This is a genomic window from Modicisalibacter tunisiensis (assembly GCF_020148005.1).
Taxonomy (GTDB): domain Bacteria; phylum Pseudomonadota; class Gammaproteobacteria; order Pseudomonadales; family Halomonadaceae; genus Modicisalibacter; species Modicisalibacter tunisiensis.
Genome location: NZ_JAGXFD010000001.1, coordinates 2,060,405 through 2,086,483, shown reverse-complemented (window position 1 = coordinate 2,086,483; position 26,079 = coordinate 2,060,405). Strand labels below are relative to the sequence as shown.

General features: G+C 69.1%; 23 protein-coding genes. 7 read left to right on the top strand and 16 right to left on the bottom strand.

Annotated features, from left to right (window positions below; translation table 11 throughout):
• Positions 1-14 precede the first annotated feature (14 nt).
• The 9 genes from hflC to KGQ91_RS09640 all read right to left on the bottom strand — a co-directional run bounded on the left by hflC (position 15) and on the right by KGQ91_RS09640 (position 10,321).
• Positions 15-914, bottom strand: coding sequence for a protease modulator HflC (gene hflC, locus KGQ91_RS09680; protein ID WP_163647514.1), 900 nt, complete (start codon positions 912-914; stop codon positions 15-17).
• Entirely contained in the window at positions 914-2,137 is a 1,224-nt protein-coding gene (gene hflK, locus KGQ91_RS09675) for an FtsH protease activity modulator HflK (protein WP_224420898.1), read from the bottom strand. The genes hflC and hflK overlap by 1 nt, the downstream gene beginning before the upstream one ends.
• Before the next feature lie 68 nt (positions 2,138-2,205).
• Positions 2,206-3,534 carry a ribosome rescue GTPase HflX gene (hflX, locus tag KGQ91_RS09670; RefSeq protein WP_224415303.1) on the bottom strand — a complete coding sequence of 443 codons (1,329 nt, stop codon included), beginning with the start codon at positions 3,532-3,534 and terminating at the stop codon, positions 2,206-2,208.
• Positions 3,535-3,548: 14 nt separating this feature from the next.
• Complete coding sequence (hfq, locus tag KGQ91_RS09665) at positions 3,549-3,794, bottom strand: RNA chaperone Hfq (RefSeq protein WP_129141100.1); 246 nt, start codon at positions 3,792-3,794, stop codon at positions 3,549-3,551.
• 110 nt (positions 3,795-3,904) lie between these two features.
• Positions 3,905-4,891 carry a tRNA (adenosine(37)-N6)-dimethylallyltransferase MiaA gene (gene miaA / locus KGQ91_RS09660; protein ID WP_224420897.1) on the bottom strand — a complete coding sequence of 329 codons (987 nt, stop codon included), beginning with the start codon at positions 4,889-4,891 and terminating at the stop codon, positions 3,905-3,907.
• Between the two features lie 5 nt (positions 4,892-4,896).
• Positions 4,897-6,849 (bottom strand): DNA mismatch repair endonuclease MutL, encoded by a 1,953-nt coding sequence (gene mutL, locus KGQ91_RS09655; protein ID WP_377173041.1) that lies wholly within the window; start codon positions 6,847-6,849, stop codon positions 4,897-4,899.
• A gap of 10 nt (positions 6,850-6,859) precedes the next feature.
• Positions 6,860-8,329: an N-acetylmuramoyl-L-alanine amidase gene (locus KGQ91_RS09650; RefSeq protein WP_377172920.1), complete on the bottom strand. Its 1,470-nt coding sequence runs from the start codon at positions 8,327-8,329 to the stop codon at positions 6,860-6,862.
• Complete coding sequence (gene tsaE, locus KGQ91_RS09645) at positions 8,326-8,805, bottom strand: tRNA (adenosine(37)-N6)-threonylcarbamoyltransferase complex ATPase subunit type 1 TsaE (protein WP_224420895.1); 480 nt, start codon at positions 8,803-8,805, stop codon at positions 8,326-8,328. Before tsaE ends, KGQ91_RS09650 begins: the two co-directional genes overlap by 4 nt.
• A gap of 13 nt (positions 8,806-8,818) precedes the next feature.
• On the bottom strand, positions 8,819-10,321 hold the full coding sequence (locus KGQ91_RS09640) for an NAD(P)H-hydrate dehydratase (protein ID WP_224420894.1): 1,503 nt from the start codon (positions 10,319-10,321) through the stop codon (positions 8,819-8,821).
• Positions 10,322-10,435: 114 nt separating this feature from the next.
• Here KGQ91_RS09640 and queG point away from each other — a divergent pair, with 114 nt between their 5' ends.
• The gene (queG, locus tag KGQ91_RS09635) at positions 10,436-11,551 is read left to right on the top strand and encodes a tRNA epoxyqueuosine(34) reductase QueG (protein WP_163647521.1); all 1,116 of its coding nucleotides are present in this window, start codon (positions 10,436-10,438) and stop codon (positions 11,549-11,551) included.
• Between the two features lie 158 nt (positions 11,552-11,709).
• On the opposite strand, the gene orn is transcribed toward queG, so the two are convergent.
• Positions 11,710-12,294 carry an oligoribonuclease gene (gene orn / locus KGQ91_RS09630; protein ID WP_163647522.1) on the bottom strand — a complete coding sequence of 195 codons (585 nt, stop codon included), beginning with the start codon at positions 12,292-12,294 and terminating at the stop codon, positions 11,710-11,712.
• Between the two features lie 107 nt (positions 12,295-12,401).
• Between orn and rsgA the strand changes: the two genes are divergently transcribed.
• The 5 genes from rsgA to KGQ91_RS09605 all read left to right on the top strand — a co-directional run bounded on the left by rsgA (position 12,402) and on the right by KGQ91_RS09605 (position 17,420).
• Complete coding sequence (rsgA, locus tag KGQ91_RS09625; RefSeq protein ID WP_163647523.1) at positions 12,402-13,415, top strand: small ribosomal subunit biogenesis GTPase RsgA; 1,014 nt, start codon at positions 12,402-12,404, stop codon at positions 13,413-13,415.
• Between the two features lie 88 nt (positions 13,416-13,503).
• Complete coding sequence (locus KGQ91_RS09620; protein ID WP_224420893.1) at positions 13,504-14,337, top strand: sulfurtransferase; 834 nt, start codon at positions 13,504-13,506, stop codon at positions 14,335-14,337.
• A 78-nt stretch (positions 14,338-14,415) separates the two neighbouring features.
• Positions 14,416-15,306, top strand: coding sequence for an archaetidylserine decarboxylase (gene asd / locus KGQ91_RS09615; RefSeq protein WP_224420892.1), 891 nt, complete (start codon positions 14,416-14,418; stop codon positions 15,304-15,306).
• Positions 15,307-15,591: 285 nt separating this feature from the next.
• Positions 15,592-16,281 (top strand): cupin domain-containing protein, encoded by a 690-nt coding sequence (locus KGQ91_RS09610; protein ID WP_224420891.1) that lies wholly within the window; start codon positions 15,592-15,594, stop codon positions 16,279-16,281.
• A complete protein-coding gene (locus tag KGQ91_RS09605; RefSeq protein ID WP_224420890.1) occupies positions 16,263-17,420 on the top strand; it encodes a flavin monoamine oxidase family protein in 1,158 nt (385 codons plus the stop codon). The genes KGQ91_RS09610 and KGQ91_RS09605 overlap by 19 nt, the downstream gene beginning before the upstream one ends.
• A gap of 177 nt (positions 17,421-17,597) precedes the next feature.
• Here the strand turns inward: KGQ91_RS09605 and epmA are convergent, their stop codons facing one another.
• Positions 17,598-18,566, bottom strand: a complete 969-nt coding sequence (gene epmA, locus KGQ91_RS09600) for an EF-P lysine aminoacylase EpmA (protein ID WP_224420889.1) — start codon at positions 18,564-18,566, stop codon at positions 17,598-17,600.
• A 226-nt stretch (positions 18,567-18,792) separates the two neighbouring features.
• The gene (efp, locus tag KGQ91_RS09595; protein WP_224420888.1) at positions 18,793-19,359 is read right to left on the bottom strand and encodes an elongation factor P; all 567 of its coding nucleotides are present in this window, start codon (positions 19,357-19,359) and stop codon (positions 18,793-18,795) included.
• A gap of 97 nt (positions 19,360-19,456) precedes the next feature.
• Here efp and epmB point away from each other — a divergent pair, with 97 nt between their 5' ends.
• Positions 19,457-20,497, top strand: a complete 1,041-nt coding sequence (epmB, locus tag KGQ91_RS09590; protein WP_224420887.1) for an EF-P beta-lysylation protein EpmB — start codon at positions 19,457-19,459, stop codon at positions 20,495-20,497.
• A gap of 88 nt (positions 20,498-20,585) precedes the next feature.
• Here epmB and leuA read toward each other — a convergent pair whose 3' ends face one another.
• The 4 genes from leuA to serB form a co-directional block, all read right to left on the bottom strand.
• The gene (gene leuA / locus KGQ91_RS09585; protein WP_224420886.1) at positions 20,586-22,295 is read right to left on the bottom strand and encodes a 2-isopropylmalate synthase; all 1,710 of its coding nucleotides are present in this window, start codon (positions 22,293-22,295) and stop codon (positions 20,586-20,588) included.
• A gap of 419 nt (positions 22,296-22,714) precedes the next feature.
• The gene (locus KGQ91_RS09580) at positions 22,715-22,966 is read right to left on the bottom strand and encodes a TIGR02647 family protein (protein ID WP_224420885.1); all 252 of its coding nucleotides are present in this window, start codon (positions 22,964-22,966) and stop codon (positions 22,715-22,717) included.
• Between the two features lie 77 nt (positions 22,967-23,043).
• Positions 23,044-24,759, bottom strand: a complete 1,716-nt coding sequence (locus tag KGQ91_RS09575) for an HD domain-containing phosphohydrolase (protein WP_224420884.1) — start codon at positions 24,757-24,759, stop codon at positions 23,044-23,046.
• Positions 24,760-24,840: 81 nt separating this feature from the next.
• The gene (gene serB, locus KGQ91_RS09570; protein ID WP_224420883.1) at positions 24,841-26,061 is read right to left on the bottom strand and encodes a phosphoserine phosphatase SerB; all 1,221 of its coding nucleotides are present in this window, start codon (positions 26,059-26,061) and stop codon (positions 24,841-24,843) included.
• Positions 26,062-26,079 lie beyond the last annotated feature (18 nt).

Sequence of the window (26,079 nt, the reverse complement as noted above, 5' to 3'; positions counted from 1 at the left end):
GGGCGGCCGCGGCCTCAGGAACCGCCGGCCTGCCCGGCCCCGGACGGGGTCGGGCTGTTCAGGTAGCGGAAGAAGTCGCTGTTCGGATCGAGCACCAGCAGGTCCTGCTTGCCATCGAAGCTGTCCTTGTAGGCGTTGAGGCTGCGATAGAAGCGGAAGAACTCGGTGTCCTGCTGATAGGCCTTGGCGTAGATCGACGCCGCCTCGGCATCGCCCTGACCGCGCAGCGTCTCGGCCTTGGACTGTGCCTCGGCGAGCAACACCTGACGGCGACGCTCGGCATTGGCACGGATCTTCTCGGCCTGCTCCTGTCCCTGGGCGCGGTACTCGCGCGCCTCGCGGTGGCGCTCGGTACGCATCCGCTCGTAGACCGCCTGGGTCACCTCGTCGGGCAGGTCGATGCGCTTGATACGGATGTCGAGGATCGCCACCCCGAGCTCCTTGCGCATGATCTGGTCAAGCTCGTGGGTGGGCTCCGACATCAGCTGGTCGCGCTTCTCGGCGATAATCTCCTGGAGCTCGAGCTTGCCGAACTGGTTGCGCAGCGCCTCGTCGACCCGCGGCGAAATCAGCCGTTCGGCACTCTGCTCGTTGCCGGAGGTCGCCTCATAGTAGCGGGCCGGGTCGACAATCTTCCACTTGACGTAGGAGTCGACGATCACCGCCTTCTTCTCCAGCGTCAGGTAGCGGCTGGTGTCGGTGTCCAGCGTCAGCACCCGGGCGTCGAAGGTGCGCACCGTGTTGGTGACCGGCACCTTGAAATGCAGCCCCGGCTGGATGTTGGCCTCGACGATCTCGCCGAAGCGCAGCTTGATGGCCCGCTGGGTCTCGTCGACGATGTAGAGGCTGTTGCTGCCCACCCAGGCGAGTACGGCGACGCCGGCGACGATGAGCAGGGAACGGTTATTGATCATCAGCGGCCCTCCCTGCGGATACCCTGCGACTGCGTGGTGGTGCTGCGGCTCGAACGGCTGCCGGTGTCGTCATTGCGCATCTGCTCGAGCAGCGACGGCGAGACATCGACCTTGGCATCGCTCGATGCCGCCTTGCCGCCGTCGAGTCCCAGCTTGTCCAGCGGCAGCACCATCAGCGGACTGCCCTTGTCGATGTCCACCAGCACCTTGCTGGTCTTCGAGAGCACCTCGGACATGGTGTCCAGGTACAGGCGATCGCGCATGACCTGCGGCGCCTGGCGGTATTCGCCGAGCAGCGAGTTGAAGCGGTTGGTCTGGCCCTGCGCCTTGGCCACCACCGATTCGCGATAGCCCTGGGCCTGCTCGATCATGCGCTGGGCCTGGCCCTGAGCCTCGGGGATGATGGCATTGGCATAGCCAATGGCGTCGTTGATCATGCGCTGACGATCCTCGCGCGCCTTGATCACGTCGTCGAAGGCATCCTGGACGGCATCCGGCGCCGAGGTGGACTCGACGTTGATCGCCTGGATGCGCACGCCGATGCCGTAGTTGTTGAGATACGACTGCAGCCGGCTGGAGACGGTGTCCGCCAGCAGCTCGCGGCCCGAGGTCAGGATATCGTCCATCTCGGTGCCGCCGACCACGTGACGCAGCGCCGAATCGAGGGCGTTCTCGATGGACAGCTCCGGCGTGCGCACATTGAGGAGGTAGTCGCGCGGGTTGGCTACCTGGTACTGGGCGGAGATCTCGACCTGGACGATGTTCTCGTCCTTGGTGAGCATCGACTTGGTCTGGGAGATCGAGCGGACCCGGGTCACGTTGACCATGCGCACGTCATCGACGATCGGCGCGTTCCAGTGCAGGCCGGGATTGACCACGTCCTGGAACTTGCCGAAGCGCAGCACCACGCCACGTTCGGACTGGTCGACCAGATAGAAGCCGGAGGCCGCCCAGATCGCCAGTGCGACCACCGCCAGCAGGCCCGGCAGGGCGAAGGTGCTGCGCTTGCCGCCGCCCCCCCCGCCACTGCCACTGCCACCGCGCTTGCCGCGACCGCCGAGCATGCGGTTGAGCTTGTCCTGAAACTTCTTCAGCGCCTCGTCGAGGTCGGGCGGCCCCTGGTTGTTGCCGCCATTGCCGTTGCCGCCGCCGCCTCCGCGTCGGCCGCCACCGCTCCAGGGGTCATGCTGATTGCCGCCCCCACCTGGCTCGTTCCAAGCCATACGTCGTCTCCACTAAGCAAGGTTGCGATAGGCATCGATGGTCGGTCGGCTCCGGCCGCCCAATCGAATCAGTCCCGGATGCCGTCGGCCCAGGCCGGCGGCGCGAGCTCCTCCGGTGGCAGGTAATCCTCGGCGTTCTCGCCCTGGCGGGCGAGCAGCTGCAGGAACTCGCGCCGGGGCAGACGAATCGACAGCAGGGTGTGCCCCTGCTCGTCGAAGCGCTCCTCCCGGACCGCGTCCAGTGCGTGCAGCCCCGCCCGTAGCCTACCCTGTTCGGGCGCCAGCGTCAGGTCCAGCTCGAGCAGATCCTCGGCCAGGCGTTCGGACAGCGCCTGGGCGAACAGCTCGAGGCCCTGACCGTCGCGGGCGGACAGCCAGACCTCCTCGGGCATGCCGTGGCCGTCGCGCTCGATGCGCGGCGCGCTGTCGAACAGATCGACCTTGTTCATGACACGCAGACAGGGCACCTGGTCGGCGCCGATCTCGGCGAGCACCTTGTTGACCTCGGCCACGTTCTGCTCGCGGTCGGGATCGGCACAGTCGATGACATGCACCAGCAGCGTCGCCTCGGCCGCCTCCTGAAGGGTGGCCTGGAAGGCCTCGACCAGCTTGTGCGGCAGATGACGGATGAAGCCCACGGTATCGGCCATCACCACCGGGCCCACGTCGGGAATCTCCAGCCGGCGCAGGGTCGGGTCCAGGGTCGCGAACAGCTGGTCGGCGGCATAGACCTCGGAGGCGGTCAGGGCGTTGAACAGCGTCGACTTCCCGGCGTTGGTGTAGCCCACCAGCGAGACACTGGGAATCTCGGCACGCGCGCGGGCACGGCGGTTCTGCTCGCGCTGGCTGCGCACCTTGTCCAGGCGCTTGTGGATCGCCTTGATGCGACCGCGCAGCAGGCGGCGGTCGGTCTCGAGCTGGGTCTCGCCCGGCCCGCGCAGGCCGATGCCGCCCTTCTGGCGCTCGAGGTGGGTCCAGCCGCGCACCAGGCGGGTGGACATGTATTCCAGCTGGGCCAGTTCGACCTGCAGCTTGCCCTCGTGGGTCCGCGCGCGCTGGGCGAAGATATCCAGAATCAGGCCGGTGCGATCGAGCACGCGACACTTCAGGGCGCGCTCGAGGTTGCGCTCCTGGGAGGGACTCAGGCCATGGTTGAAGATCACCAGCTCGGCGTGATGGACCGCGAGCCGCTCGCGCAGCTCCTCCACCTTGCCGCTGCCGATGAAGGTACGCGGGTCGGGACGCCGCCGGCTCCCCTGCAAGAGGGTCGCCGGCTCGGCCCCCGCGGAACGCACCAGCTCCAGGAACTCGCCCGGGTCTTCGCGCTCCTGTTCGTCCTGGAAGTCGATATGGACGAGTACCGCCGTTTCACCGGCGTCGGGACGTTCGAAAAACAATCAATGCCTCGCGATCAGCTTTCCTGGGCCGCGTTGGGATCCTGGGCCGGCAAGCGTACGTTGCGCGACGGCACCACGGTAGAGATGGCATGCTTGTAGACCATCTGGCTGACCGTGTTGCGCAGCAGGATGACGAACTGGTCGAAGGATTCGATCTGGCCCTGCAGCTTGATGCCGTTGACCAGGAAGATGGACACCGGAATGCGCTCCTTGCGCAGGATGTTCAGGTACGGATCCTGGAGGGACTGTCCTTTGGACATTTTGCTCTCCCTAACTGTCTCTCGTTGATGTCATTTTAATGGTTGGCCTCGCGGGGCCGGCGTCTGACGATGGGCACGCCGCCAGCATCAGAACAAGCCTCCATACTACGCTAAGTGCTGCACCGGCGCACGATTTTCAAGGCCTCGCCGAGCGGGTCGGCGGCCGTGGCGTCGATCCACTGCAGCCCCGGCCACGAGCGCAGCCAGGTCAGCTGCCGCTTGGCCAGCTGGCGGGTGGCCACGACCCCGCGGTGATGCAGCTCCGCGGCGCTCAGCCGGCCGTCGAGATACATCCAGGCCTGACGATAGCCGACACTCTTGATCGCCGGAAGATCGGCATGCAGGTCGCCGCGACATTTCAGCGCACGCACCTCGTCGAGGAACCCGGCCGCGAGCATCGCCTCGAAGCGCGCCGCGATGCGCCGGTGCAGCACCGCCCGGTCGGCGGGCGCCAGGCCGATGGGGATCACGCGCCAGGGCAGCGGTTCGGCCTGCTGCTCGCGCCACAGCGCGCTCATCGGCCGCCCGCTCAGGCGCTGGACCTCGAGCGCCCGCAGCAGGCGCTGCGGGTCGTTGGGGTGGATGCGTGTCGCCGACTCGGCATCGACGCGCGCCAGCTCGGCATGCAGCGCCCCGAGCCCGTCGCGCGCCGCCCAGGCCTCCAGTTCGGCACGCACCGCCGGATCGGCGGCGGGCAGCTCGCCCATCCCGCCGAGCAGGCTGCGGAAGTAGAGCATGGTGCCGCCGACCAGCAGCGGCAGTCGGCCGGCGGCGAGGATCTCGTCGATGGCCTGGCGGGCGTCGTCGCGGAACTCGGCGGCCGAATAGGGGTCGGCCGGGTCGCGGATGTCGATCAGCCGGTGCGGGGCACGTTCCAGCTCCTCGGCCGAGGGCTTGGCGGTGCCGATGTCCATGCCGCGATAGACCATCGCCGAATCGACGCTGACCAGCTCGGCATCGAGGCATTCACGCAGCGCCATCGCCAGGTCGGTCTTGCCGGAGGCGGTGGGCCCCATCAGCAGCAGGATCGTCGGGCGGCGCTCCGTCGGGCGGCGATCCGTCGGGCGGCGCTCCACCGCCGGGTGTGGCTCATGCATGCGTGTCATTGTCCCCGCAAGAACAGCTTGTCCAGATCGTGCATCGACATCTCGGTCCACGTCGGCCGGCCGTGGTTGCACTGGCCGCTGCGTTCGGTGCGTTCCATGTCGCGCAGCAGGGCATTCATCTCGGGGACCGTCAGCCGGCGGTTGGCACGCACGCTGCCATGGCAGGCCATGGTCGCCAGCAGCTCGTTGATATGGGCCTCGAGACGGTCGGAGCGGCCGTAGCGCTCCAGGTCACCGAGCATGTCGCGGACCAGCGGCTCGACGTCGGCCTGGGCCAGCAGGGCCGGCACCTGGCGCACCAGCAGGGTTTCCGGTCCGGCCACGTCGAGCTCCACCCCCAGCCGCCGGAAGGCCTCGTGGCACTGCTCGGCGGTTTCCACCGCGTTGGCACTCACCGCCAGCGACACCGGCACCAGCAGCGGCTGGGCGTCGAGGGCCCCGCCGTGCACCTGAGTCTTCATGCGCTCGTAGGTGATCCGCTCGTGGGCGGCGTGCATGTCCACCACCACCAGCCCGCGGGTGGTCTGCGAGAGGATATAGACGCCGTGCAGCTGGGCGACGGCGTAGCCCAGCGGCGGCGTTCCGGTGGGGTCGTCCTCGGGCAGCGCCTGCCGGGCATCCGCGGCCTGACGCCGCTCGTCGAGCGCCACGCCGGCCGCCGCCCCGCCCACTTCCGGCTCGGCCTGCGGGGTCAGCAGCTGCGCCTCGTGGTCGGGATGCAGCGCCCGGTAGCCGGCCATGAACTCGCGGACCCGGTCGGCCCCGGGGCGCGACTCCCGGGCATGCTCGCCGGCGCCCCGCAGCGCCATGGGCTGCTGCCGCCAGGCCGGCTCGGTGGCCGGCTGTCCACGGGTATCGGCCGCCGGCGCCGTGGCGGCGCCTGGGTCGTCGGCGGTCGCCGGCTCGCCCTCCTCGCCGGCGGTCTCGGGACGCACCTCGCCCAGCGCCCGGTGCAGGCTCGAGAACAGGAAGTCGTGCACCAGGCGACCGTCACGGAAGCGCACTTCGTGCTTGGTGGGGTGGACGTTGACGTCGACCACCGCGGGATCGAGCTCCAGGTAGAGGACGAACACCGGGTGGCGGCCGTGAAAGAGCACGTCCCGGTAGGCCTGACGAATGGCATGGGCCACCAGTCGGTCGCGCACCACCCGGCCGTTGACGAAGAAGTACTGCTGATCGGCCTGGGCCCGCGAATGGGTGGGCAGGCCGACCCAGCCCCACAGGCGCATGCCCGAGGCCTCGATATCCAGGTGCAGGGCGTTGTCGAGGAACTTGCCGCCCAGCAGCGCCGACACGCGCCGCTCGCCGGCCTCGCCGTCGGCGGCGGGACGCAGCTGATGCACGGTCTTCTGGTTGTGGCGCAGCACCCAGCCGATGTCGTAGCGCGACAGCGCCAGGCGCCGGAACGTCTCCTCGAGATGGCCGAACTCGGTCTTCTCGGTACGCAGGAACTTGCGCCGTGCGGGAGTGTTGAAGAACAGGTCGCGGACCGTCACCGAGGTGCCGCGGGGGTGCGGTGCCGGCGACACCCGCGGCTCCATCTGCCGCCCTTCGGCGACCACCCGCCAGCCGCCGCGCGGGTCGTCGGTGACGTTGGACACCAGCTCGAGGCGCGCCACCGAACTGATCGAGGCCAGCGCCTCGCCGCGGAAGCCGAGGCTGGCCACCCCCTCGAGCTCCTCGAGAGAGAGAATCTTGCTGGTGGCATGCCGCGACAGCGCCAGCGGCAGGTCGTCCTCGGCGATGCCGCCGCCATCGTCGCGCACCTTGATCAGCCGCGCGCCACCGGCCTCGAGCTCGATCTCGATGCGTCGACTGCCCGCATCGATGGCGTTCTCGACCAGCTCCTTGAGCACCGAGGCAGGCCGCTCGACCACCTCGCCGGCGGCGATCTGGTTGGCCAGACGCGGGTCGAGAATCCGTATGCGTCGTGGCGTTTCGACAGTCATCATGGCCTCGTCACCCCCGGGGAATCCGCAGCACCTGCCCGACCCGGATCGCGTCGCCCTTCAGCGAGTTGGCCTCGCGCAGGGCGCTGAGCGACACCTGGTGGCGCGAGGCGATCTCGGACAGCGTGTCGCCGGGCTGGATGCGATACTCGTTGGCCTGCCGGCCACGCTGCTGGTCACGCTGCCAGGCCAGCAGGCTGTTGGGCGGCGGATTCTGGTGGAAGTGCGCGTCGAGCCCGGTGAAGATCGCCTGCGCCAGCTTGCGCTGATAGGCGCCGCTGGTCAGCCGCCGCGCCTCGCCCGGGTTGGAGATGAAGCCGGTCTCCACCAGCAGCGAGGGGATGTCCGGCGACTTGAGCACCACGAAGCCGGCCTGCTCGACCCGCGACTTGTGCAGGTCGTTGATGCGGTCGAGCCGATCGAGCACCTGGCTGCCGGCGGCCAGCGAGTCATTGAGCGTGGCGGTCATCGTCAGGTCCAGCAGCACGCCGCGCAGCACGCGATCCTTGTCGGCCAGGTTGAGGTTGCCGTCGACGCCGCCGATCAGATCGGAGCGGTTCTCGCTGGCGGCCAGCCACTTGGCGGTCTCCGAGGTCGCCCCGCTCTGCGACAGGGCGAAGACCGAGCTGCCGTGGGGCCGCGGGCTCTTGAAGGCGTCGGCGTGGATCGAGACGAAGAAGTCCGCCTTCTGCTCGCGGGCCAGCAGGGTGCGCTGGCGCAGCCCCACGTAGTAGTCGCCGTCGCGGATCAGCACCGCCTTGAAGCCCGGCGCGGCATCGATGATCTGCTTGAGCCGTCGGGCGATGGCCAGGGTGACGGTCTTCTCGCGCGTGCCCCCCGCGCCGATCGCCCCCGGGTCCTCGCCGCCGTGCCCGGCATCCACGGCGATGATGATGTCGCGCTTGGGATGCGGCTTGGCCTTCTCACGGGCGCTGACCGTCTGCGAGGCTTCCTGCCCCCGTGCCTTGGCCTGGGTCTTGGCCAGCCCGGCGGAGATTTCCTGGTCGCGGATCATCGCCTCGATGGGGTCGATCGGATCCTTGACCGCGCTCTCGCCGGGATACTCGAGATCCACCACCAGACGGTGGCCATACTGCTCGTTGGGCGGCAGTATGAAGTGACGCTGCTCGACCCGACGATTGAGATCCAGCACGACCCGCAGGTCCTTGCCGTGGCGGACGCCGGTACGGATGTCGTCGATGGCGCTGTCGCTGACGTCGGGCGTGCCCGCCCCCGAGGCCAGCCGGGTGTCATCCAGATCGACGACCAGTCGCCGCGGGTTGTCGAGCGAGAAGATGTTGGCATCGGGCTTCGCACTGAGGTCGAACACCAGACGCACGTGGTCGGGTGCCGCCCACAGGCGCAGGTTGTCGAGCGTGTTGGCCTCGGCGGGCATGGCGCCCAGCACCAGGGCGCCGACGAGCAGCGTCATGGCCAGACGAGACAGGCGGGCACGGAATGTGGCGACACGCTCCCTCATGACGATTGCCGGCCCTCGACCTCGTCATCCCCGAGCCGGGCAAGCACCGCCCTCCCGCGCTCGGTGCCCGCCTGCAACCGGGCTCGGCGCCCTGCCGCGACCACACTCAGCGTGACGACGAGATCCGCCACGGGCAGGAAACCCTCGCCCCGGCTCGGCCACTCGACGATGCTCAGACCCGCGTCGTCGAGCAACTCGCGCCCGCCGATGAACTCCAGCTCCTCGGGATCGCCCAGGCGATAGAGGTCGAAGTGATTCACCCGGGCCGTGGGCAGCGTGTAGGGCTCCACAAGGGTATAGGTGGGGCTCTTGACCGCCCCCTGGTGACCGTAGGCCCGCAGGATACCCCGCGTCAGGGTGGTCTTGCCGGCGCCCAGCTCACCCTCCAGGTAGAGGCGCCCCCGGCCGGCCAGGGCCCGCCCCAGGGCCTCGCCGAAGGCGACCTGGGCGGCTTCATCGGGCAGTGAGATATCCATCGTCGTCACGGGTTCAGCCATTCGCCAAGATTCGCGCATAGGATGCCAGATCACCCGCCAGCAAGCCACGCTCGCCCTGCCCGGCCGCCGCCCGGTCGGCGGCGCGGGCATGCAGCACCACGCCGACCCGCCCTGCCGACTCCAGCGTCAGCCCCTGGGCGACCAGCGCCCCGAGCAGTCCCGAAAGCACATCGCCCATGCCGCCGCTGGCCATGCCAGGGTTGCCGAAGGGGCAAAGCCCGACCCCCGAAGGACCGGCCACCAGGCTGCCGGCGCCCTTCAGGATCACCGTGCCACCGCGCTCGGCCTGCAGGCGCTTCACCGCCGCCAGCCGGTCGGCCTGCACCTCGCCACCCGAACAGTCCAGCAGGCGCCCGGCCTCGCCGGGGTGCGGCGTGAGCAGCCAGTCGTCGCGGCGCGTGCCCGGCCAGCACGTCACCAGCAGGTTGAGCGCATCGGCATCCACCACCAGTGGCTTGCCGACCTCCAGCGCCGCCTGCAGCAACCCCTGGCCCCAGGCGCCCTGCCCCAGTCCGGGACCGACGACGATCACATCCGCGCCGTCGAGCAGCGGGCGGGCATCGCTGACGCCACGCACGCCCCGGGCCATCACCTCCGGGGTGCGGGTTAGGCTGGCCGCAACATGCTCGGGCGCGGTGGCCAGGCTGACCTTGCCGGCCCCCAGCCGGGCCGCGGTCTGGCTGGCCAGCAGGGCGGCGCCGCCGAAGCCCGGCGCCCCGCCGACGACCAGCACATGGCCGAAATCGCCCTTGTGGCTGCCCCGCGCACGCGGCGGCAGCGCCTCGCCGACGATCCCGGCGCCCAGATACTCGGCGGCCGGCGTCAGATTCTCGTGGGCCTCGGCCGGCACGCCCAGATCGCGGAAGGCCAGCTCGCCGACCTGATCCGCGGCCTGGCCGGTGTGCAGCCCCAGCTTGTCGGCGATGAAGGTGACCGTGAGATCGGCCCGCACCGCGCAGCCCAGCACCGCCCCGCTATCCGCCGCCAGCCCCGAGGGGATGTCGACGGCCATCACCGCCCGGCCGCTGGCGTTGATGGCTTCGATCACCCCGGCATAGGGCTCGCGCACCTCGCCGCCCAGCCCGGTGCCGAGCAGGGCATCGACCACCACCTCGCCGTCCAGCGAGGTATCGGCCTGCCACGGCTCGGCGCGCAGCCCGGCCAGCACCGCCATCTCGTGGGCGCGGGCCGCCTCGCCCTTGAGCGCCTCGGGCTCGCGCACCGCGAGCAGCTGCACCGAAAGCCCCTCGCAGGCGGCGAGCGCGGCGATCACGTAGCCGTCGCCGGCGTTGTTGCCGGAACCACAGAGGACGCTCAACCGTCGCGCCTCGGGCCAGCGGCGACGCAGCTCGGCATAGGCGGCCTGCCCCGCCCGGCGCATCAACGCGAAGCCCGCCGCGTCATCACCGGGCTCGGCGCTGGCAGCGATCACCCGCCGATCGATTTCACGCACCTGATCGGCCAGATAGAGCGAACGACAGGAATGGCTCGACATTGTCTCCTCCGCGGTAGGACCATGGTTTGGCGAATCTGGCGAATAGTGTAGGCTGCGGCTCTTTCTTCCTGCACCTGCAGCCTTCCTGCAGCACCAGCGACCCGACGTGGACTCATGACCGTCAGCCATCCCCGACAGCCCGACGCCCGCGACCTGGCCGACCCGAGCGATCTGGCCGCACGCATCAAGCAATGGGGCCGCGAACTGGGTTTCCAGCAGGTCGGTATCACCGACACCGACCTGGAAAGCCACGAGCACCATCTCGAGCGCTGGCTGGCCGCCGGCCATCACGGCGAGATGGACTACATGGCCCGGCACGGCACCAAGCGCACTCGCCCGGCCGAACTGGTGCCCGGCACGCTGCGGGTGATCAGCGCGCGCATGGACTACCTGCCGCCCGAGGTCGAGACGACGAAGATGCTCGGCCGACCCGAGAAGGCCTATGTCTCGCGCTATGCGCTGGGTCGCGACTACCACAAGCTGATTCGCAAGCGCCTGGCCGAGCTGGCAAGACGCATCGAGGCCGAGGTCGGCGCCTTCGGCTACCGTGCCTTCGTCGACTCGGCGCCGGTAATGGAGCGCGCCCTGGCCCAGAAGGCCGGGCTGGGCTGGTTCGGCAAGAACGCCATGCTGCTCAACCCCCGGGCCGGCTCACTGTTCTTCCTCGGCGAGCTCTACACCGACCTGCCGCTGCCGGTGGATGCGCCCTTCGAGGGCGAGCACTGCGGCAGTTGCAGCGCCTGCCGTACGGCCTGCCCCACCGGGGCGATCGTCGACGACAAGGTGGTCGACTCGCGGCGCTGCATCTCGTACCTGACCATCGAACTGCATGGCAGCATTCCCGAGCAGTACCGCGAGGCGATCGGCAATCGCGTCTACGGCTGCGACGACTGCCAGCTGGTCTGCCCCTTCACCCGCTTCACCCGGGTCAGCCGCGAGGGCGACTTCGCCCCCCGCCACGACCTGGACCGCGCCGACCTGCTGACCCTGTTCGCCTGGAGCGAGGCGGAGTTCCTCGACAGGACCGCGGGCAGCGCGATTCGCCGCATCGGCTATGAACGCTGGCTGCGCAACCTCGCCGTGGGGCTGGGCAACGCGCCCTGGAGCCGCGCCGTCGAGGCCGCGCTGCGCGCCCGGCTCGCCTACCCCTCGGAGCTGGTTCGCGAGCATGTGCGCTGGGCCCTCGCGCGCCAGCGCGACAAGCGGCAGGCACGGATCGCCAGCGGCTGATTCCACTCAGTCGCGACTGAAGTCGCTCCCACACAAGGATCGACTCTCCGAGACAGCCAGTAGCCACCTTGCCCTTGTGGGAGGGGATTCATTCCCGACAACGGCGTTTCCGCCGTCGACTCATCGCGAATAAACGCACTCCCGCGACACCTGAGCCCTCACTCCTCCTCGTCGTGCCTCGGCGCCTCGAGGTTGAGGAAGGTGCGCCGATAGTGGCGCAGCTCGGCGACCGACTCGCGAATGTCGTCCATAGCCTGATGGCTGGCGCGCTTCTCGAAGCCCTTGAGCGCCGCCGGATTCCAGCGCTTGGCCAGTTCCTTGAGGGTCGAGACGTCGAGGTTGCGATAGTGGAAGAACGCCAGCAGTTCGGGCATCTCCCGCTCCAGGAAGCGCCGGTCCTGATGGATGCTGTTGCCGCACATCGGCGAGGAGCTGGCTTCCACGTGCTGCTTGAGAAAGGCCAGCGTCTGGCGTTCGGCCTCGGCGGTATCCACCGTGCTGGCCTTGACCCGGTCGATCAGCCCCGAGTCGCCGTGGGTCTTGGTATTCCAGTCATCCATGCCCGCCAGCAGGGCATCGGACTGCCTGACGGCGATCACCGGCCCCTCGGCGATCGGGTTCAGCTCGTTGTCGGTGATCAGGGTGGCGATCTCGATGATGCGCTCCCGATCGGGGTCGAGCCCGGTCATCTCGAGATCGATCCATACCAGGCAATCGTTGCGCGGGGCGGCGGCGTCGGCCATCGGGGACTCCTTGATCGGTGGCGGCGCTGCCCGATCCGGCGAAGGGGTCGGACAGCGGCGGCGTGGCTGGTTACAATGCCTGCCATTGTACGCTTCGCCGAGGCCCCATGAGCAAACGCAAGCTATCCCGTCAGCAGCGCTGGCGCGTCGAGAAGATCCAGGCCGAACGCGCGGCCCGTGCCGAGCGCCAGGCCGAGCGCGAGACCCGGTCGCTGGAGGCCGGCGAATACGGTCCGGAACAGCCCGGGCGCGTGATCGCCCACTTCGGCCGCACGCTGGACGTTCGCGGCGACACCGGGGCGAGCCTGCATCGCTGTCACCTGCGCGCCAACCTCGAGGGCCTGGTCACCGGCGACCGGGTGGTCTGGCGCCGGGCCGCCGACGACAGCGGCGTGGTGGTGGCCCGCGACTCACGCGACAACGTCCTCGAGCGCCCCGACGCCCGCGGCCTGCTCAAGCCGGTGGCGGCCAACATCGACCAGATCCTGATCGTCTTCGCGGTCGAGCCCGCGCCCTTCGCCAACCTGATCGACCGCTACCTGGTGGCCGCCGAGGCCACCGGCATCACGCCGGTGCTGGTGCTCAACAAGACCGACCTGCTGCCCGAGGACGGCGGCGCCCTCGCGCACCTGCTCGAGCGCTACCGCAGCCTCGGCTACACGGTGGTACGCGCCACTACCCGGGGCGACACCGGCCTCGACGCCCTGCACGCTCAGCTCACCGGACGCACCTCGGTGTTCGTCGGCCAGAGCGGCGTGGGCAAGTCCTCGCTCATCGACCGCCTGCTGCCGGACCAGGCGCTGCGCATCGGCGCGCTCTCCGAGGACTCGCGCAAGGGCACCCATACCACCACCACCGCCCGGCTCTACGCCCTGCCCGCCGGCGGCGAGCTGATCGACTCGCCGGGCATCCGCGAGTTCGGTCTCGGCCACCTCGACGCCGCACAGATCACCGACGGCTTCGTCGAGTTTCGCGACTACCTGGGCCGCTGCCGGTTCCGCGACTGCCGCCATCGCGACGAACCCGGCTGCGCCCTGCAGGCGGCGATCGACGCCGGCGAGATCAGCGCCGAGCGCTTCGCCAGCTACCGCCGCATCCTCGACGAACAGGCCGGTCGCTGAGCCGCGACGGCACGCCGCGCCACGGCGGTCGCCAGCCGCCGGCGGCTGTGACATCATCCGGACATCCGCTGACCGAAAGGAGTCGCCGATGAGCTCTGAAGACAACCTGCTGCCGCTGATCGTGGAGCCTGCCCGGCTCGCCGAGCAGCTCGACGCCCCCCAGCTGCTGATCATCGACGTGCCGCTCAAGGCCGAGAGCTACGACGAGGGACACGTGCCCGGCGCGGTCTTCCTCGATCACCGCCGGCTGATGGCCGGCAGCGGCGACGTGCCCAACGACGTGCCCGACGAGGCCGCGCTGTCCGAGCTGTTCGCGTCGCTGGGCCTGACCCGCGACACCCATGTCGTGGCCTACGACGACGAGGGCGGCGGCTGGGCCGGACGCCTGCTGTGGACCCTCGAGCTGATCGGCCACACCCGCTACTCCTACCTCAACGGCGGCATCCGGGCCTGGCGCGCCGACGGGCTCGAGACCAGCCGCGAACCGAGCCTGCCGCACCCCAGTGACTATCAGGCCGAGATCCGCCACCCCGAGGTACTGATCACTCGCGACGAGCTTCTCGAACGCCTCGGCGACCGGACGCTGGCCGTCTGGGATGCCCGCTCTCCCGAGGAATACCGTGGTGAGAAGGGCCAGAATCGCCGCCTCGGGCATATCCCCGGCGCGGTCAACCTGGAATGGACCCGCGCCATGGACCCCGACCGCGGCCTGCGCATCCGCGACTACGCCGAGCTGGTCACCGAACTCGAAGCCCTGGGGCTGACCCCGGACATGGAAGTGGCCACCCACTGCCAGAGCCATCACCGCAGCGGCTTCACCTGGCTGGTCGGCAAGGCGCTGGGGTTTGAACACATGCGCGGCTACGCCGGTTCCTGGAAGGAATGGGGGAACCGCGACGACACCCCGGTCGAGACACCCTGAGCCCGAAGCCCGCATATTGCGCTCCCCGGCCGCCACGACTATCGTGGCGGCTTCGTTTTCCAGCCGTGGATGCCTGCCGTGGATCGCGCCCAGCTGTTCGCCCTGAGCCAGTACCCTCTGCCCCATCACGGGCTGTCGCGCCTGATCGGCCGCGTCGCCGAATGCCGCACGCCGTGGCTGAAGGACCGGCTGATCCGGCGCTTCATCCGCACCTTCGACGTCGACATGAGCCAGGCCCGCGAACCCGATCCGCGCGCCTACCCGTGCTTCAACGACTTCTTCACCCGTGCGCTGCGCGACGATGCCCGGCCGCTCGGCGAGGGGCTGGTCTCGCCCGCCGACGGCCTGCTCTCGCAGTCCGGGCGCCTCGAGGACGGCACCCTGGTCCAGGCCAAGGGACGGCACTACTCGCTGACCACGCTGCTCGGCGGCGACGCCGACCGGGCGGCGGCCTTCCGCGGCGGCAGCTTCGCCACCATCTACCTCTCGCCGCGCGACTACCACCGCGTGCACATGCCGCTGGACGCCACCCTGCGCGAGATGGTCTACGTCCCCGGCCGGCTGTTCTCGGTCAATCTGGCCACCGCCGAGCATGTCCCCGACCTGTTCGCCCGCAACGAGCGCCTGGTGTGCTTCTTCGACACGCCCCAGGGGCCGCTGGCGATGGTGCTGGTCGGGGCGATGATCGTGGCGGCGATCGAGACCGTGTGGGCCGGGCAGATCACGCCCCTGGCCGGACGCATCCAGAGCACCCGCTTCGACACCCCGGTGGAGCTGGCCCGCGGCGCGGAGATGGGCCGCTTCAAGCTGGGCTCGACGGTCATCCTGTGCACCGCCGAGCCGGTGGCATTCCGCCAGGACCTGCAGGCCGATGCCAGCCTGGTGCGCATGGGCCAGTCAATGGGCGAGCTGCCGGGCACGCCGGCCGCCGCCGATCAAGCCGAGCGCCTGCCCGGCACCGCGGATTGAGAGCCTGCACCAGGCCAGGGGCGGCACGAGAAGTCAGCGCGTAGATCCCTCGGGGCTTGACGCCGGGAAAGCCCGCCCCGTCTCCCGGTCGGCCGCATCGGCACCCCGCAGGACGTCGCCGAGGTGGTCGCCTGCCTGCTGTCAGACTGGACAGGTTGAACCGCCGAAGCTACCTGAAACGTGGATGGCGGCGTCATGGCCGCCGCCACCAAAAGCCAGTGGTAGTGCGACCGGTTTCCCGAATCGCCGGGGGCCGCCCCTCTTCCCATGCCTGGAGGAACCATCATGCTCGTCAATGCCGACTTCACGCGTCGCGTCAACGTGACTCCGGACCAGCACCGGTGGGTCACCTCGCCCCAGGGCGGTGTCGAGCGGGTGATGCTCGACCGCATCGGGGCCGAGCAGGCCCGTGCCACCAGCCTCGTGCGTTACGCCGCCAGCTCCCACTTCCCGGCTCACCGGCACCCCGGTGGCGAAGAAATCCTGGTGCTTACCGGCATCTTCTCCGATGAGGGTGGCGACTATCCATCCGGCTGGTATATACGCAATCCGCCAGGCTCATCCCACCAGCCCTTCAGCCACGAGGGAGCCACTATCTTCGTCAAGCTGCGGCAGATGTCGCCGGATGATGACAGCCAGGTGCGCATCGATACAGGCGATTCGACGAACTGGCACCGTCAAGAGGGTCGCGACGTCTGCCCTCTGTTCTCCCGTGGCACCGAGCGAGTCAGCCTGCAGCGCCTGGCGCCGAACGCCGCCTTTCCCGACGAGGCAGCGGGCGGCGCCGAGCTGCTGGTACTGAAAGGTGAACTGGTCATCGAGGGGCAAGGCCATCCGCCGGATAGCTGGATCCGCCTGCCCATCGGCGATCAGCCACGGCTAATCGCCGGCCCGGAGGGTGCCACCTTCTATTTGAAGACCGGTCATCTGAGCCGGATAACAGCAGAGGCCTCTGAATGCGCACCACGCGTATAGCCATCGTCGGGGCGGGACTGGCGGGCCTGTATGCCGCTTTCCGGCTCGAGAAATCAGGCATTCGAGACTACCTGCTCCTCGAGGCCCGTGATCGCCTTGGAGGTCGCATTGAATCGGCATCCGCATCAGGGACATCGCCGGAAACGGTCGACCACTTCGATCTCGGACCGACCTGGTTCTGGCCCGGCTTCCAGCATCGGCTGGGCTGTCTCGCCGAGGAGCTGGGCCTGGAGCGTTTCGCGCAGTTCGAGACCGGAGACATGCTGATGGAGCGCTCGCCCGATGAGCCTCCCACACGGCTGCAAGGCTTCGCGAACTCACCCCCCTCGATGCGCCTGATCGGTGGAATGGGCGCGCTGGCCGATGCCCTCCACCGGCACCTGGATACGACACGTATCCTCACCGGCCAGAGGGTTCATCACCTGCGCGCGACAGCATCGCACATCGAGCTGGACAGCGAAGACGCATCCGGGCGAACCATGATCCAGCGCGCCGAGAGGGTACTGCTGGCAGTGCCGCCACGACTGGCCGAGGGCAACATCACCTTCTCCCCCTCCCTGCCGCGGGCACTTGCCCGACAGTGGCGCGGGACGCCCACCTGGATGGCGCCCCACGCCAAATACATCGCCCTCTACGATCAGCCGTTCTGGCGCGAACAGGGACTCTCCGGCGAGGCCCGCAGCGCCCTCGGCCCGCTGGGCGAGATCCACGACGCATCCGTGCCAGGCGGCCATGCGGCGCTGTTCGGCTTCCTTGGGATGCCTGCACAGACCCGCAAAAGCATTCCCGATGACCAGCTTCGCCTGCACTGTCGCGTGCAGATGGCGCGCCTGTTCGGTCCTCGGGCCGCGACACCGGCAGTCGACTTCATCAAGGACTGGGCTCAGGATTCCTGCACGGCCACCGCCGCCGACCGGCAACCTGTCGCCCAGCACGCCGCGGCACCCACCGCCACGGCCGCGACCGGGCCCTGGCATGAACGCCTGACCGGTATCGCCAGCGAGTGGTCACCCGGGTTCCCGGGCTACCTCGCCGGCGCCGTTGAGGCTGCCGATCTGGGCGTACAGGCATTGCCCGAGTTCCGCAGGCATGTGGATGCCCGCTCGGCAAGCCCCGTCTCATCGAGGCGCCGCTCATGAAAGCCATCTGACCGGCCATGCCAGTGAGCCAGCCCGGCAGTCTCGGGCTGAAGCACTTCCTTCCATTCGGCATTGCCACTCGTCATGGCGGTAGATGGCAAGGGTAGCGCCCAGGGAGGGGGTTACGGCACCCGCGCCAGGCCTTGTTGCCGGAGCGAGAAGCGTTCTGAATCAGACTCAGCAGCGCGACGCGGGGAAGGCCAGCACCTCGGCCAGCTCGCGGTGGCCCAGCGCCAGCTGGATCAGCCGATCGATGCCCAGCGCCACCCCGCTGCCCTCGGGCATGCCCGCCTCGAGCGCGGCGATCAGGCGCTGGTCGACGTCCACCGCGGGCTTGCCGGCGGCCTCGCGGGCGGCGTTGTCGGCGGCGAAGCGGGCGGCCTGCTCGTCGGCATCAACGAGTTCATCGTAGCCGTTGGCCAGCTCCAGGCCGTCGACGTAGAGCTCGAAGCGCGCGGCCACGGCGTCGCCCTCGTCGTCGACGCCGTGGCGCGCCAGCGCCGCCTGGCTGGCCGGGTAGTCCACCACCACGTCGATGCCCTCGCGCCCCAGGTGCGGCTCGATGGCGAAGCTTATCAGCAGATCCAGACAGCCGTCGCGATCGGCATCGCGCATGTCCAGGCCGCCGCGCTCGCCCGCCAGCCGCCGCAGCTCGGCCAGCGGCGTGGTGAACGGGTCCACGCCGAGCCGCTGACGAAACAGGGCCCGATAGCGATGCCGGCGACAGGCGCCGCGCCCGGGCAGCAGGGTTCTCACCAGCGCCTCGGTCTCGTCGATCAGCGCCGCCAGCGAGAAGCCCGGCCGGTACCATTCGAGCATGGTGAACTCGAGGTTGTGCCGCGCCCCCGTCTCGCCGTCGCGGAAGCAGCGCGCCAGCTGGAAGATCGGGCCGCTGCCCGCCGCCAGCAGGCGCTTCATGGCGAACTCCGGCGAGGTCTGCAGCCACAGCCGCTCGCGCCCCGCCGGCGTCCTCGCCTCGGTGCACAGCGAATCCAGATGCACGTCGGTGCTGCCGCCGCGGCCCAGCACCGGCGTCTCCACCTCCAGCACGTCGCGCTCGGCGAAGAACGCCCGCACCCGGGCCAGCAGCCGCGCCCGCTCGCGCAGCGTCGCGATCTCTGCTGTGGGCTGCCAATCGCTTGCCATACTCTTCCTCTAACGCAAAAGCCACGCCCGTAAGCGTGGCAATAACTGTTCATGACCGGGAGACCTCATCCCAGAGAAGCGCCCCTGGGCAGGCGCATCATGAGCGACGATGAGACAAGGCGAAGCCGGGCGAGTCGGCGGAATTTACTCCAGTAAATGAGCAAGCCGATCGGACTCGCGCCCGAGCCCGGCTTCAACGCCGTATCATCGAGCGCAATAGCGCCGATTACGCTCTAGAGACATACTCGCCGGAGCGCGTATCCACCTTCAGCACCTCGCCCTCGTTGATGAACAGCGGCACCCGCACCACCGCGCCGGAGGACAGCGTCGCCGGCTTGGAGCCGCCCTGGGCGGTATCGCCCTTCAGGCCGGGATCGGTCTCGGTGACTTCCAGCTCGATGAAGTTCGGCGCCGAGACGCTGATCGGGTTGTCGTTCCACAGCGTCACCGTGTAGGCCACCTGCTCCTTGAGCCACTTCTCGGTGTCGCCCAGCGCCCGCTTGTCGACCGCATACTGCTCGAAGGAGCCGTCGGTCTTCATGAAGTGCCACATCTCGCCGTCGTTGTAGAGGTACTCCATGTCCAGCTCGAGAACGTCGGCAGCTTCCAGCGATTCGCCGGACTTGAAGGTGCGCTCCCAGACACGACCGGTCATCAGGTTGCGCAGCTTGACACGGTTGAAGGCCTGGCCCTTGCCCGGCTTGACGAATTCGTTGTCGACGATGGCACAGGGATCGCCGTCCAGCATCACCTTCAGACCGCCCTTGAATTCGTTGGTAGAATAGCTCGCCATGATTCCTCGCTGATGATCTCGGCGCGCCGCCTGGCGGCCACGCACGTAATGTTTTCGGCCAGGCCGCACGGCCTCGCCCCATCGAATGGTGCCCCGAATGATAACCCGAAGCCCGCGTCTTTTGCAGCGCACGGACGCCGTGCCCGCCAACCCGATTCACCGGACCGAATCCTGGCAGACCCAGCTGAGCCGCGCCGTGCGCGACCCGCACGAGCTGCTCGAGCGTCTCGGCCTCGACGCGGCCTGGCTGCCCGGGGCCGACGCCGGGCACGCGCTGTTCGCGGTGCGCGTGCCCGAGGCCTACCTGCGACGCATCCGCCTCGGCGACCCGGCCGACCCGCTGCTGCGCCAGGTACTGCCGGTAACGGCCGAGACCCGCACGCCGCCGGGTTTCGTCACCGACCCACTGGCCGAGGCGGAGCATACCCCGCGGCGCGGGCTGATTCACAAGTATGTCGGGCGCGTGCTGCTGATCACCAGCCCGGCCTGTGCGATCAACTGCCGCTACTGCTTCCGCCGCCACTTCCCGTATGCCGAGAACTCGCCGTCCCGCGAGCAATGGCAGGAAAGCCTCGACTACCTGCGCGCCGACACGACCATTCGCGAGGCAATCCTTTCCGGCGGCGACCCGCTCGCCTCCAGCGATGCGCGCCTGGCATGGCTGGTCGAGGAGCTGGCGGCGATTCCGCACCTGCAGCGGCTGCGTCTCCACACCCGGCTACCGGTGGTGATTCCCGACCGGGTCGACGACGCCCTGCTGGACTGGCTGGCCGCCACGCGCCTGCAGACGGTGATGGTGCTGCACATCAACCACCCCGCCGAGATCGACGACGCGGTGATCGCCGCCTGCGCACGGCTGAAGGACGCCGGCGTGACCCTGCTCAACCAGAGCGTGCTGCTGCGCGGCGTCAACGATGACGTGGCCGTGCTCGCCGAGCTGTCGGAGGCGCTGTTCGCCGCCGGCATCCTGCCCTACTACCTGCACGTGCTGGACCCGGTGGCCGGCGCGGCGCACTTCGACGTGCCCGACGGCGAGGCGCGTGCCCTGCACCGCGCCCTGCGCGATCGCCTGGCCGGCTTCCTGCTGCCGCGGCTGGTGCGAGAAATCCCCGGCGAGGCAAGCAAGACGCCCCTGTGAGCCGTGAGCAACAAGAACCCCCAGGCGAGGCCTTGGGGGTTATTACTGCCAGCTTATCGCTTACCGCTTACTGCTGCCTGAACTCGGTTCAAGCCAGCGTTTCGGCGGTGACGTTGGGCGCCACGGCCTGGTCGGCGGTCAGGTGGCGGTTGATCGCCCCCAGCACGGCCTTCATCGATGCGCTGGTGATGCTCTCGTCGATGCCCACGCCGAACACCGACCGGTCCGCGATGCGTACCTCCACGTAGGCGATCGCCTCGGCGTCGGACCCCTGACCACGGGCGTGCTCGTGGTAATCGATGATCTCGATGTCGCGGCCGTCGGCGGCCAGCGCCTTGACGAAGGCATCCAGCGGCCCATTGGCGATGCCGCGCACCTCGCGGGTGTCACCGTCGACGGCCAGCGTCGCCTCGAGCTGCAGGCGCGGCCCGTCGCCTTCGGAGCTCAGGCGATGATGCAGCAGGCGGTAGTGGGAATCCGCCGCCAGATATTCATCGGCGAAGGCCTGATAGATCATCTCCGCGGTGATCTCGCGGCCGGTACGCTCGGCCACCGCCTGCACCACCTGGCTGAACTCGATGGACAGCCGGCGCGGCAGCTCGATGCCGTACTCCTCCTCGAGCAGGTAGGCCACGCCGCCCTTGCCCGACTGGCTGTTGACGCGGATCACCGCCTCGTAGGTGCGGCCCACGTCGAGCGGGTCGATGGGCAGATAGGGCACGGCCCAGATGCCCTCGGGGTTGTCGCGGCGCTCGGCCATGCCCTTCTTGATGGCATCCTGGTGCGAGCCGGAGAACGCCGTGAACACCAGGTCGCCCACATAGGGGTGGCGCGGATGCACCGGCAGCTGGTTGCAGTGTTCCACCTCGCGCATGACCGGCGTGATGTTCGAGAAGTCGAGCCCCGGATGCACGCCCTGGGTATAGAGGTTCATCGCCAGGGTGACGATGTCGACGTTGCCGGTCCGCTCGCCATTGCCGAACAGCGTACCCTCGACCCGATCGGCGCCGGCCATCACCCCCAGCTCCGCCGCGGCGACGCCGGTGCCGCGGTCGTTGTGCGGGTGCAGGCTGACGATCAGGCTGTCGCGCCGCGCCACATGCCGGCAGAACCACTCGATCTGATCGGCGTAATGGTTGGGCGTGGCGATTTCCACGGTGGCCGGCAGGTTGACGATCATCGGCTTGTCGGGCGTCGGGCCGTAGGTGGCGCTGACCGCGTCGACGATCTGCACGGCGAAGTCCAGCTCCGTGGAGGTGAACAGCTCCGGCGAGTACTGAAAGGTCCACTCGGTCTCCGGATGCTCGGCCATGCGCTGCTTGATCAGCGTGGTGGCGTCGGTGGCGATCTGGATGCACTCGGCCTTGTCGACGCCGAACACCACCTGCCGGAACACCGGGTCGGTGGCGTTGTAGACGTGAACGATGGCCCGCTTGGCCCCCTTGAGCGCCTCGAAGGTGCGATCGATCAGGTGCGGACGCGCCTGGGTCAGCACCTGGATGGTCACGTCGTCGGGCACCCGGTCGTTGTCGATCAGCTCGCGCACGTAATCGAAGTCGATCTGCGAGGCCGAGGGGAAGCCCACCTCGATCTGCTTGAAACCGATCTGCACCAGCAGCTCGAAGAAGCGCCGCTTGCGCTCCAGGTCCATGGGATCGATCAGCGCCTGATTGCCGTCGCGCATGTCGACGCTGCACCACTGCGGCGGCTGGGTCAGCCGGCGACTGGGCCACTGGCGATCGGGCAGATCGACGGCCTCGAAGGGACGATACTTGACGGACGGATCGGGCAACATCATGGCGTAGTCTCCTCGGCGTGACGACGACGGGACGCGCGAGCCGGGCCACAACGGCAACGCCCCGCCGACGGCATCGTCGGCGGGGCGTGGCTGGCGGGCTCGACACGTTCCGCGCACCGGCCGGCGACGCGCGCGACAGGGGCCGCGCTCGGCGTCGGGGTGACGGTCGTCATGGGGTATCGGAAAGGATGGAGCGGCATGGGGCTTTCTCGTGATTGGCTGAACGTCCGGACGGCAACACGCCTCGCTTCGGCTTCAGAGGCCGGCGCGCAGGCGTAGTCGTGACGCTAGTGAGAAAGTCGCAATACCGTGTGTCATGGCCTCAAGAAATCAATTCCCGCGGGGCTTGTCAACTCCACCCCGCCCAGCCAAGGCAATCGCGGCCGGCCCTGACGAGGGCGTCGGGGGGCAGCCCGGCCTCACCCCGTGGTCACCGGCTCTGCCACCAGCAACCGCCACAGCGCCTGCGCCTGTTCCGCCGCCTCGCGCCCTCTCTCGGTCAGGTAACCGCCGTCGGCCTGGGTCACCAGCCCCTGATCGTACAGGCGACGCGCCGCCGCCACCCGGTCCGGATCCGCCGAGCCGTGGACCTTGAGGCCCTCCTGGCGCGTGTCGAGATTGAACAGGCAGAGCAGATTGAGCGCATCGAGAACATCGGGCGAATAGGTCATGGCAGCCTCTTGGAAAGTCTGTGGCGATGCCTTCACTGTAGCCTGCTCGTCCCCGGTTCGCCCATCGCGACCGCGCCTTAGCAGGGGGTCAAGCCTTCGCCCTCCGGGTCGAGCAGCTGCTCGAAGCGCCCCAGGCGCTCGATCTCGCGCCCCCGGGCCCACTGGTCCAGGCGCCGGTCAGGCGTGAAGCGGTTGCGCACCACGTGCACCAGCGCCGGGTTGCCCTTCTCGTCGAGCCGATGGACCCAGCCGACCGCGCCGCTGGTATAGGCCACCAGGCTGCCGATCGGCTGCAGGCCGAAGCGGCGGATATAGCGCTGCGCCCACTGGGAATCGAACTGCTCGCCGTGGGTCAGCAGGTGGCGATAGATGGCCTCGATGCCCCGGGCGGGGCGGTCCGGGCGGCGCCGCGCCATGGCATCCATGACGTCGACCACCGCGGCGGCCCGGCCCAGCGTCGACAGCGCCTCGCCCGACAGCCCCCGCGGATAGCCGCTGCCGTCGAGGCGCTCGTTGATCTCGACGACCACGCTCCTGATGACGTCCGGCGCCAGCCAGCGACACTCGCCGAGGCGCTCGCGCAGCGTCTCGACGTGTTCCGTCAGCTGCCGGTACTGCGCCTCGTCGAGCTGCCGGGCGGCCAGCAGCGCATCGGGCAGCAGCGCCTTGCCCAGGTCGTGCACCAGCGCCGTGGCCACGACCGCCTTGAGCAGCTCGCGCGGGACCTGGCGGCTGGCCACCAGGTCGGCCAGTCGCGCGGCCACGGTGATGCCGTGCTGCACGATCACCGGCTCGCGATGCAGGCAGCCGGTCGCGAACAGTACCGCCTCGCGGTCCTGCTCCAGCAGGCTCAGCAGCAGGTCGCTGGCCTTCGACAGCCGGGCGCTGTCCACGCGCTGGCCCTGCTTGAGCTCGAGCACCTGAGCATTGATCAGGTCGGCCACCTTGGCCAGACGGCGCGCCATGGGCGTGGCATAGCGTGTCTCGGTGGCGGTCTGGGCCGCCAGCGACGCCGCCTTGTCGGCGGGCGCCTGGAACAGCGGCGACGGCGCCAGGTTGCGGCCGTTGACGGCGTCCCGGGCGCTCTCGCGTTCGATCTCCTTGACCAGATACCACACCAGACGCTCGAAACGCGGTGCCGTGTCGTCGAAGGCAAAGCCGACCAGCGCCCGCTGCCAGCGATCATCCGAGGTGACGTGACGCACCTCGCCGCGTGCCTCGAGGCGCTGGCCGCTGGGGAAGATCGCCACGACCTGATCGAGCGTCTGGCCCTGCTCCAGGTGCACCGCCGCACCGAGGGGCAGCTGCAGCAGGCAGCCGCCCAGCGAGAGATTCAGCAGCTCACCGCGGATCGTGCGCGTCGTCTCGCCGGTGTCGAGCGTGATCTCCACGGGCACCTGCATGCCCGACCTGAGTTCGGCCCGGAAGGCATGGCGGCGGTGCCAGACGTCGAGCGTTTCGGGGTACGGGCACCAGAAGCGCAGGCGTCCGGGCGTGACGTTCATGGGGCTTGCCGTCATCGGGTGGGTCGAGACCATCGCCCCGCTTGCCTGCCCCGACAACCGGAACGGACGCTCCGCCACCAGACCGCTGGCCACCTCCGGCACCGCCGTCACGTCGAGTATCAGGTGCTCGCCTTCCTGGTACTCGACCAGCAGAACGGAGTGCGGCACCGACGCCCGGTCCTCGAAGATCAGCGAGATATCGCCGGGCTGCGTCAGCCCCTCGAGCATGTCGGCGATTTCCCGCGGATGATCGACCACCTGGGTCGGTGTCTCGCTGAGTGTCTCCATGGATGTGTTTCCCGTCGGGACGGAGCGGCCCGGCCTCCCTGACGCGGCCGCTCCCGATGAGTGGGTGATCAGGCCACGAAATCAGGCTTCCAGGTCCCCGTGGCGATAGCCGATCAGATAGAGCACGGCATCGATGCCCAGCGTGGAGATCGACTGCCGGGCCTGCTGGCGCACCAGCGGCTTGGCCCGAAAGGCGATGCCCAGCCCGGCGGTGGCCAGCATCTTGAGGTCGTTGGCGCCATCGCCCACGGCGATGGTCTGCTCGAGGCGCAGCCCCTCGCGCTCGGCGATCTCGGCGAGCAGCGCCGCCTTGCGATCGGCATCGACGATCGGCTCGCGCACCTCGCCGGTCACCTTGCCGTTCTCGATCACCAGCTCGTTGGCATGAATCTCGTCGAACCCCAGGCGTTGCTGGAGGTGGCGGGCGAAATACGTGAAGCCGCCGGAGAGGATCACCGTGCGATAGCCCAGCCGCTTGAGGTGGGCCATCAACCGCTCGAGGCCGTCCATCAGCGGCAGGCTCTCGGCGATCTCGGCCAGCACCGACTCGTCGAGCCCCCGGAGCCTGGCCATGCGCTCGCGAAAGCTCTGCTGGAAATCCAGCTCGCCGCGCATGGCGCGTTCGGTGACCGCGGCCACCTCCTCGAAGACGCCGTGGCGTCGCGCCAGCTCGTCGATCACCTCGGTCTGGATCAGCGTCGAATCCATGTCGAAGCAGATCAGCCGACGATGCCGCCGCCAGATCGAGTCCTCCTGGATGGCGATGTCCACGCCGTGCATGGCGCCCAGCGCCAGCGCCCGCTCTCGCAGAGCCTCGAGATCGACTTCCTCGCCGCGCAGCCAGCACTCCACGCAGGCACCGTGCTCGGGCACCTCGCCGTCCAGCGGGGTGCCGCCCAGCGGCTCACGCCCCGACAGGCGGTGGATCAGTTCCACGGTCAGGCCGTGCTCGGCGGTCAGTGCGCCGACCTCGGCGAGAATCCCCGCCGGCAGGCGCGGCGCCAGCAGGGTGAGAATCAGCCGGGGCCGGCTGGCCTGGGCGCTCCAGCGATGATAGTCCTCGGCGGCGACCTGGATGGCCTGGACGTCGAGCCCCAGGTGGTCGCCGGCCTCGGCCAGCGTGGCCTCGAGGCTGGCGTCGTGATCGAGGCCCACCAGCGCCTCGAAGTCGACGATGCCGAAGGTCACGCTCTGGTTGATGTCCAGCAGCCGCGCGCCGCAGGTGGCCAGCGCCTTGCCCAGCCCGGCCAGCTGGCCGGGCGTGGCGCTGCCCGTGGCACGGATCAGAAATCGTTGTGTCATTGCATCCTCACATCATGA

Excerpts from the sequence above, each read along its gene's own strand:
- KGQ91_RS09650 (WP_377172920.1), bottom strand. The coding sequence starts at position 8,329 with ATGAGGGAGCGTGTCGCCACATTCCGTGCCCGCCTGTCTCGTCTGGCC.
- tsaE (WP_224420895.1), bottom strand. The coding sequence starts at position 8,805 with ATGGATATCTCACTGCCCGATGAAGCCGCCCAGGTCGCCTTCGGCGAG.
- queG (WP_163647521.1), top strand. The coding sequence starts at position 10,436 with ATGACCGTCAGCCATCCCCGACAGCCCGACGCCCGCGACCTGGCCGAC.
- rsgA (WP_163647523.1), top strand. The coding sequence starts at position 12,402 with ATGAGCAAACGCAAGCTATCCCGTCAGCAGCGCTGGCGCGTCGAGAAG.
- epmB (WP_224420887.1), top strand. The coding sequence starts at position 19,457 with ATGATAACCCGAAGCCCGCGTCTTTTGCAGCGCACGGACGCCGTGCCC.
- mutL (WP_377173041.1), bottom strand. The coding sequence starts at position 6,849 with ATGACTGTCGAAACGCCACGACGCATACGGATTCTCGACCCGCGTCTG.
- hflC (WP_163647514.1), bottom strand. The coding sequence starts at position 914 with ATGATCAATAACCGTTCCCTGCTCATCGTCGCCGGCGTCGCCGTACTC.
- KGQ91_RS09605 (WP_224420890.1), top strand. The coding sequence starts at position 16,263 with ATGCGCACCACGCGTATAGCCATCGTCGGGGCGGGACTGGCGGGCCTG.
- KGQ91_RS09620 (WP_224420893.1), top strand. The coding sequence starts at position 13,504 with ATGAGCTCTGAAGACAACCTGCTGCCGCTGATCGTGGAGCCTGCCCGG.
- serB (WP_224420883.1), bottom strand. The coding sequence starts at position 26,061 with ATGACACAACGATTTCTGATCCGTGCCACGGGCAGCGCCACGCCCGGC.
- hflK (WP_224420898.1), bottom strand. The coding sequence starts at position 2,137 with ATGGCTTGGAACGAGCCAGGTGGGGGCGGCAATCAGCATGACCCCTGG.
- KGQ91_RS09575 (WP_224420884.1), bottom strand. The coding sequence starts at position 24,759 with ATGGAGACACTCAGCGAGACACCGACCCAGGTGGTCGATCATCCGCGG.
- KGQ91_RS09640 (WP_224420894.1), bottom strand. The coding sequence starts at position 10,321 with ATGTCGAGCCATTCCTGTCGTTCGCTCTATCTGGCCGATCAGGTGCGT.
- orn (WP_163647522.1), bottom strand. The coding sequence starts at position 12,294 with ATGGCCGACGCCGCCGCCCCGCGCAACGATTGCCTGGTATGGATCGAT.
- leuA (WP_224420886.1), bottom strand. The coding sequence starts at position 22,295 with ATGATGTTGCCCGATCCGTCCGTCAAGTATCGTCCCTTCGAGGCCGTC.
- KGQ91_RS09580 (WP_224420885.1), bottom strand. The coding sequence starts at position 22,966 with ATGACCTATTCGCCCGATGTTCTCGATGCGCTCAATCTGCTCTGCCTG.
- KGQ91_RS09610 (WP_224420891.1), top strand. The coding sequence starts at position 15,592 with ATGCTCGTCAATGCCGACTTCACGCGTCGCGTCAACGTGACTCCGGAC.
- miaA (WP_224420897.1), bottom strand. The coding sequence starts at position 4,891 with ATGCATGAGCCACACCCGGCGGTGGAGCGCCGCCCGACGGATCGCCGC.
- efp (WP_224420888.1), bottom strand. The coding sequence starts at position 19,359 with ATGGCGAGCTATTCTACCAACGAATTCAAGGGCGGTCTGAAGGTGATG.
- hfq (WP_129141100.1), bottom strand. The coding sequence starts at position 3,794 with ATGTCCAAAGGACAGTCCCTCCAGGATCCGTACCTGAACATCCTGCGC.
- epmA (WP_224420889.1), bottom strand. The coding sequence starts at position 18,566 with ATGGCAAGCGATTGGCAGCCCACAGCAGAGATCGCGACGCTGCGCGAG.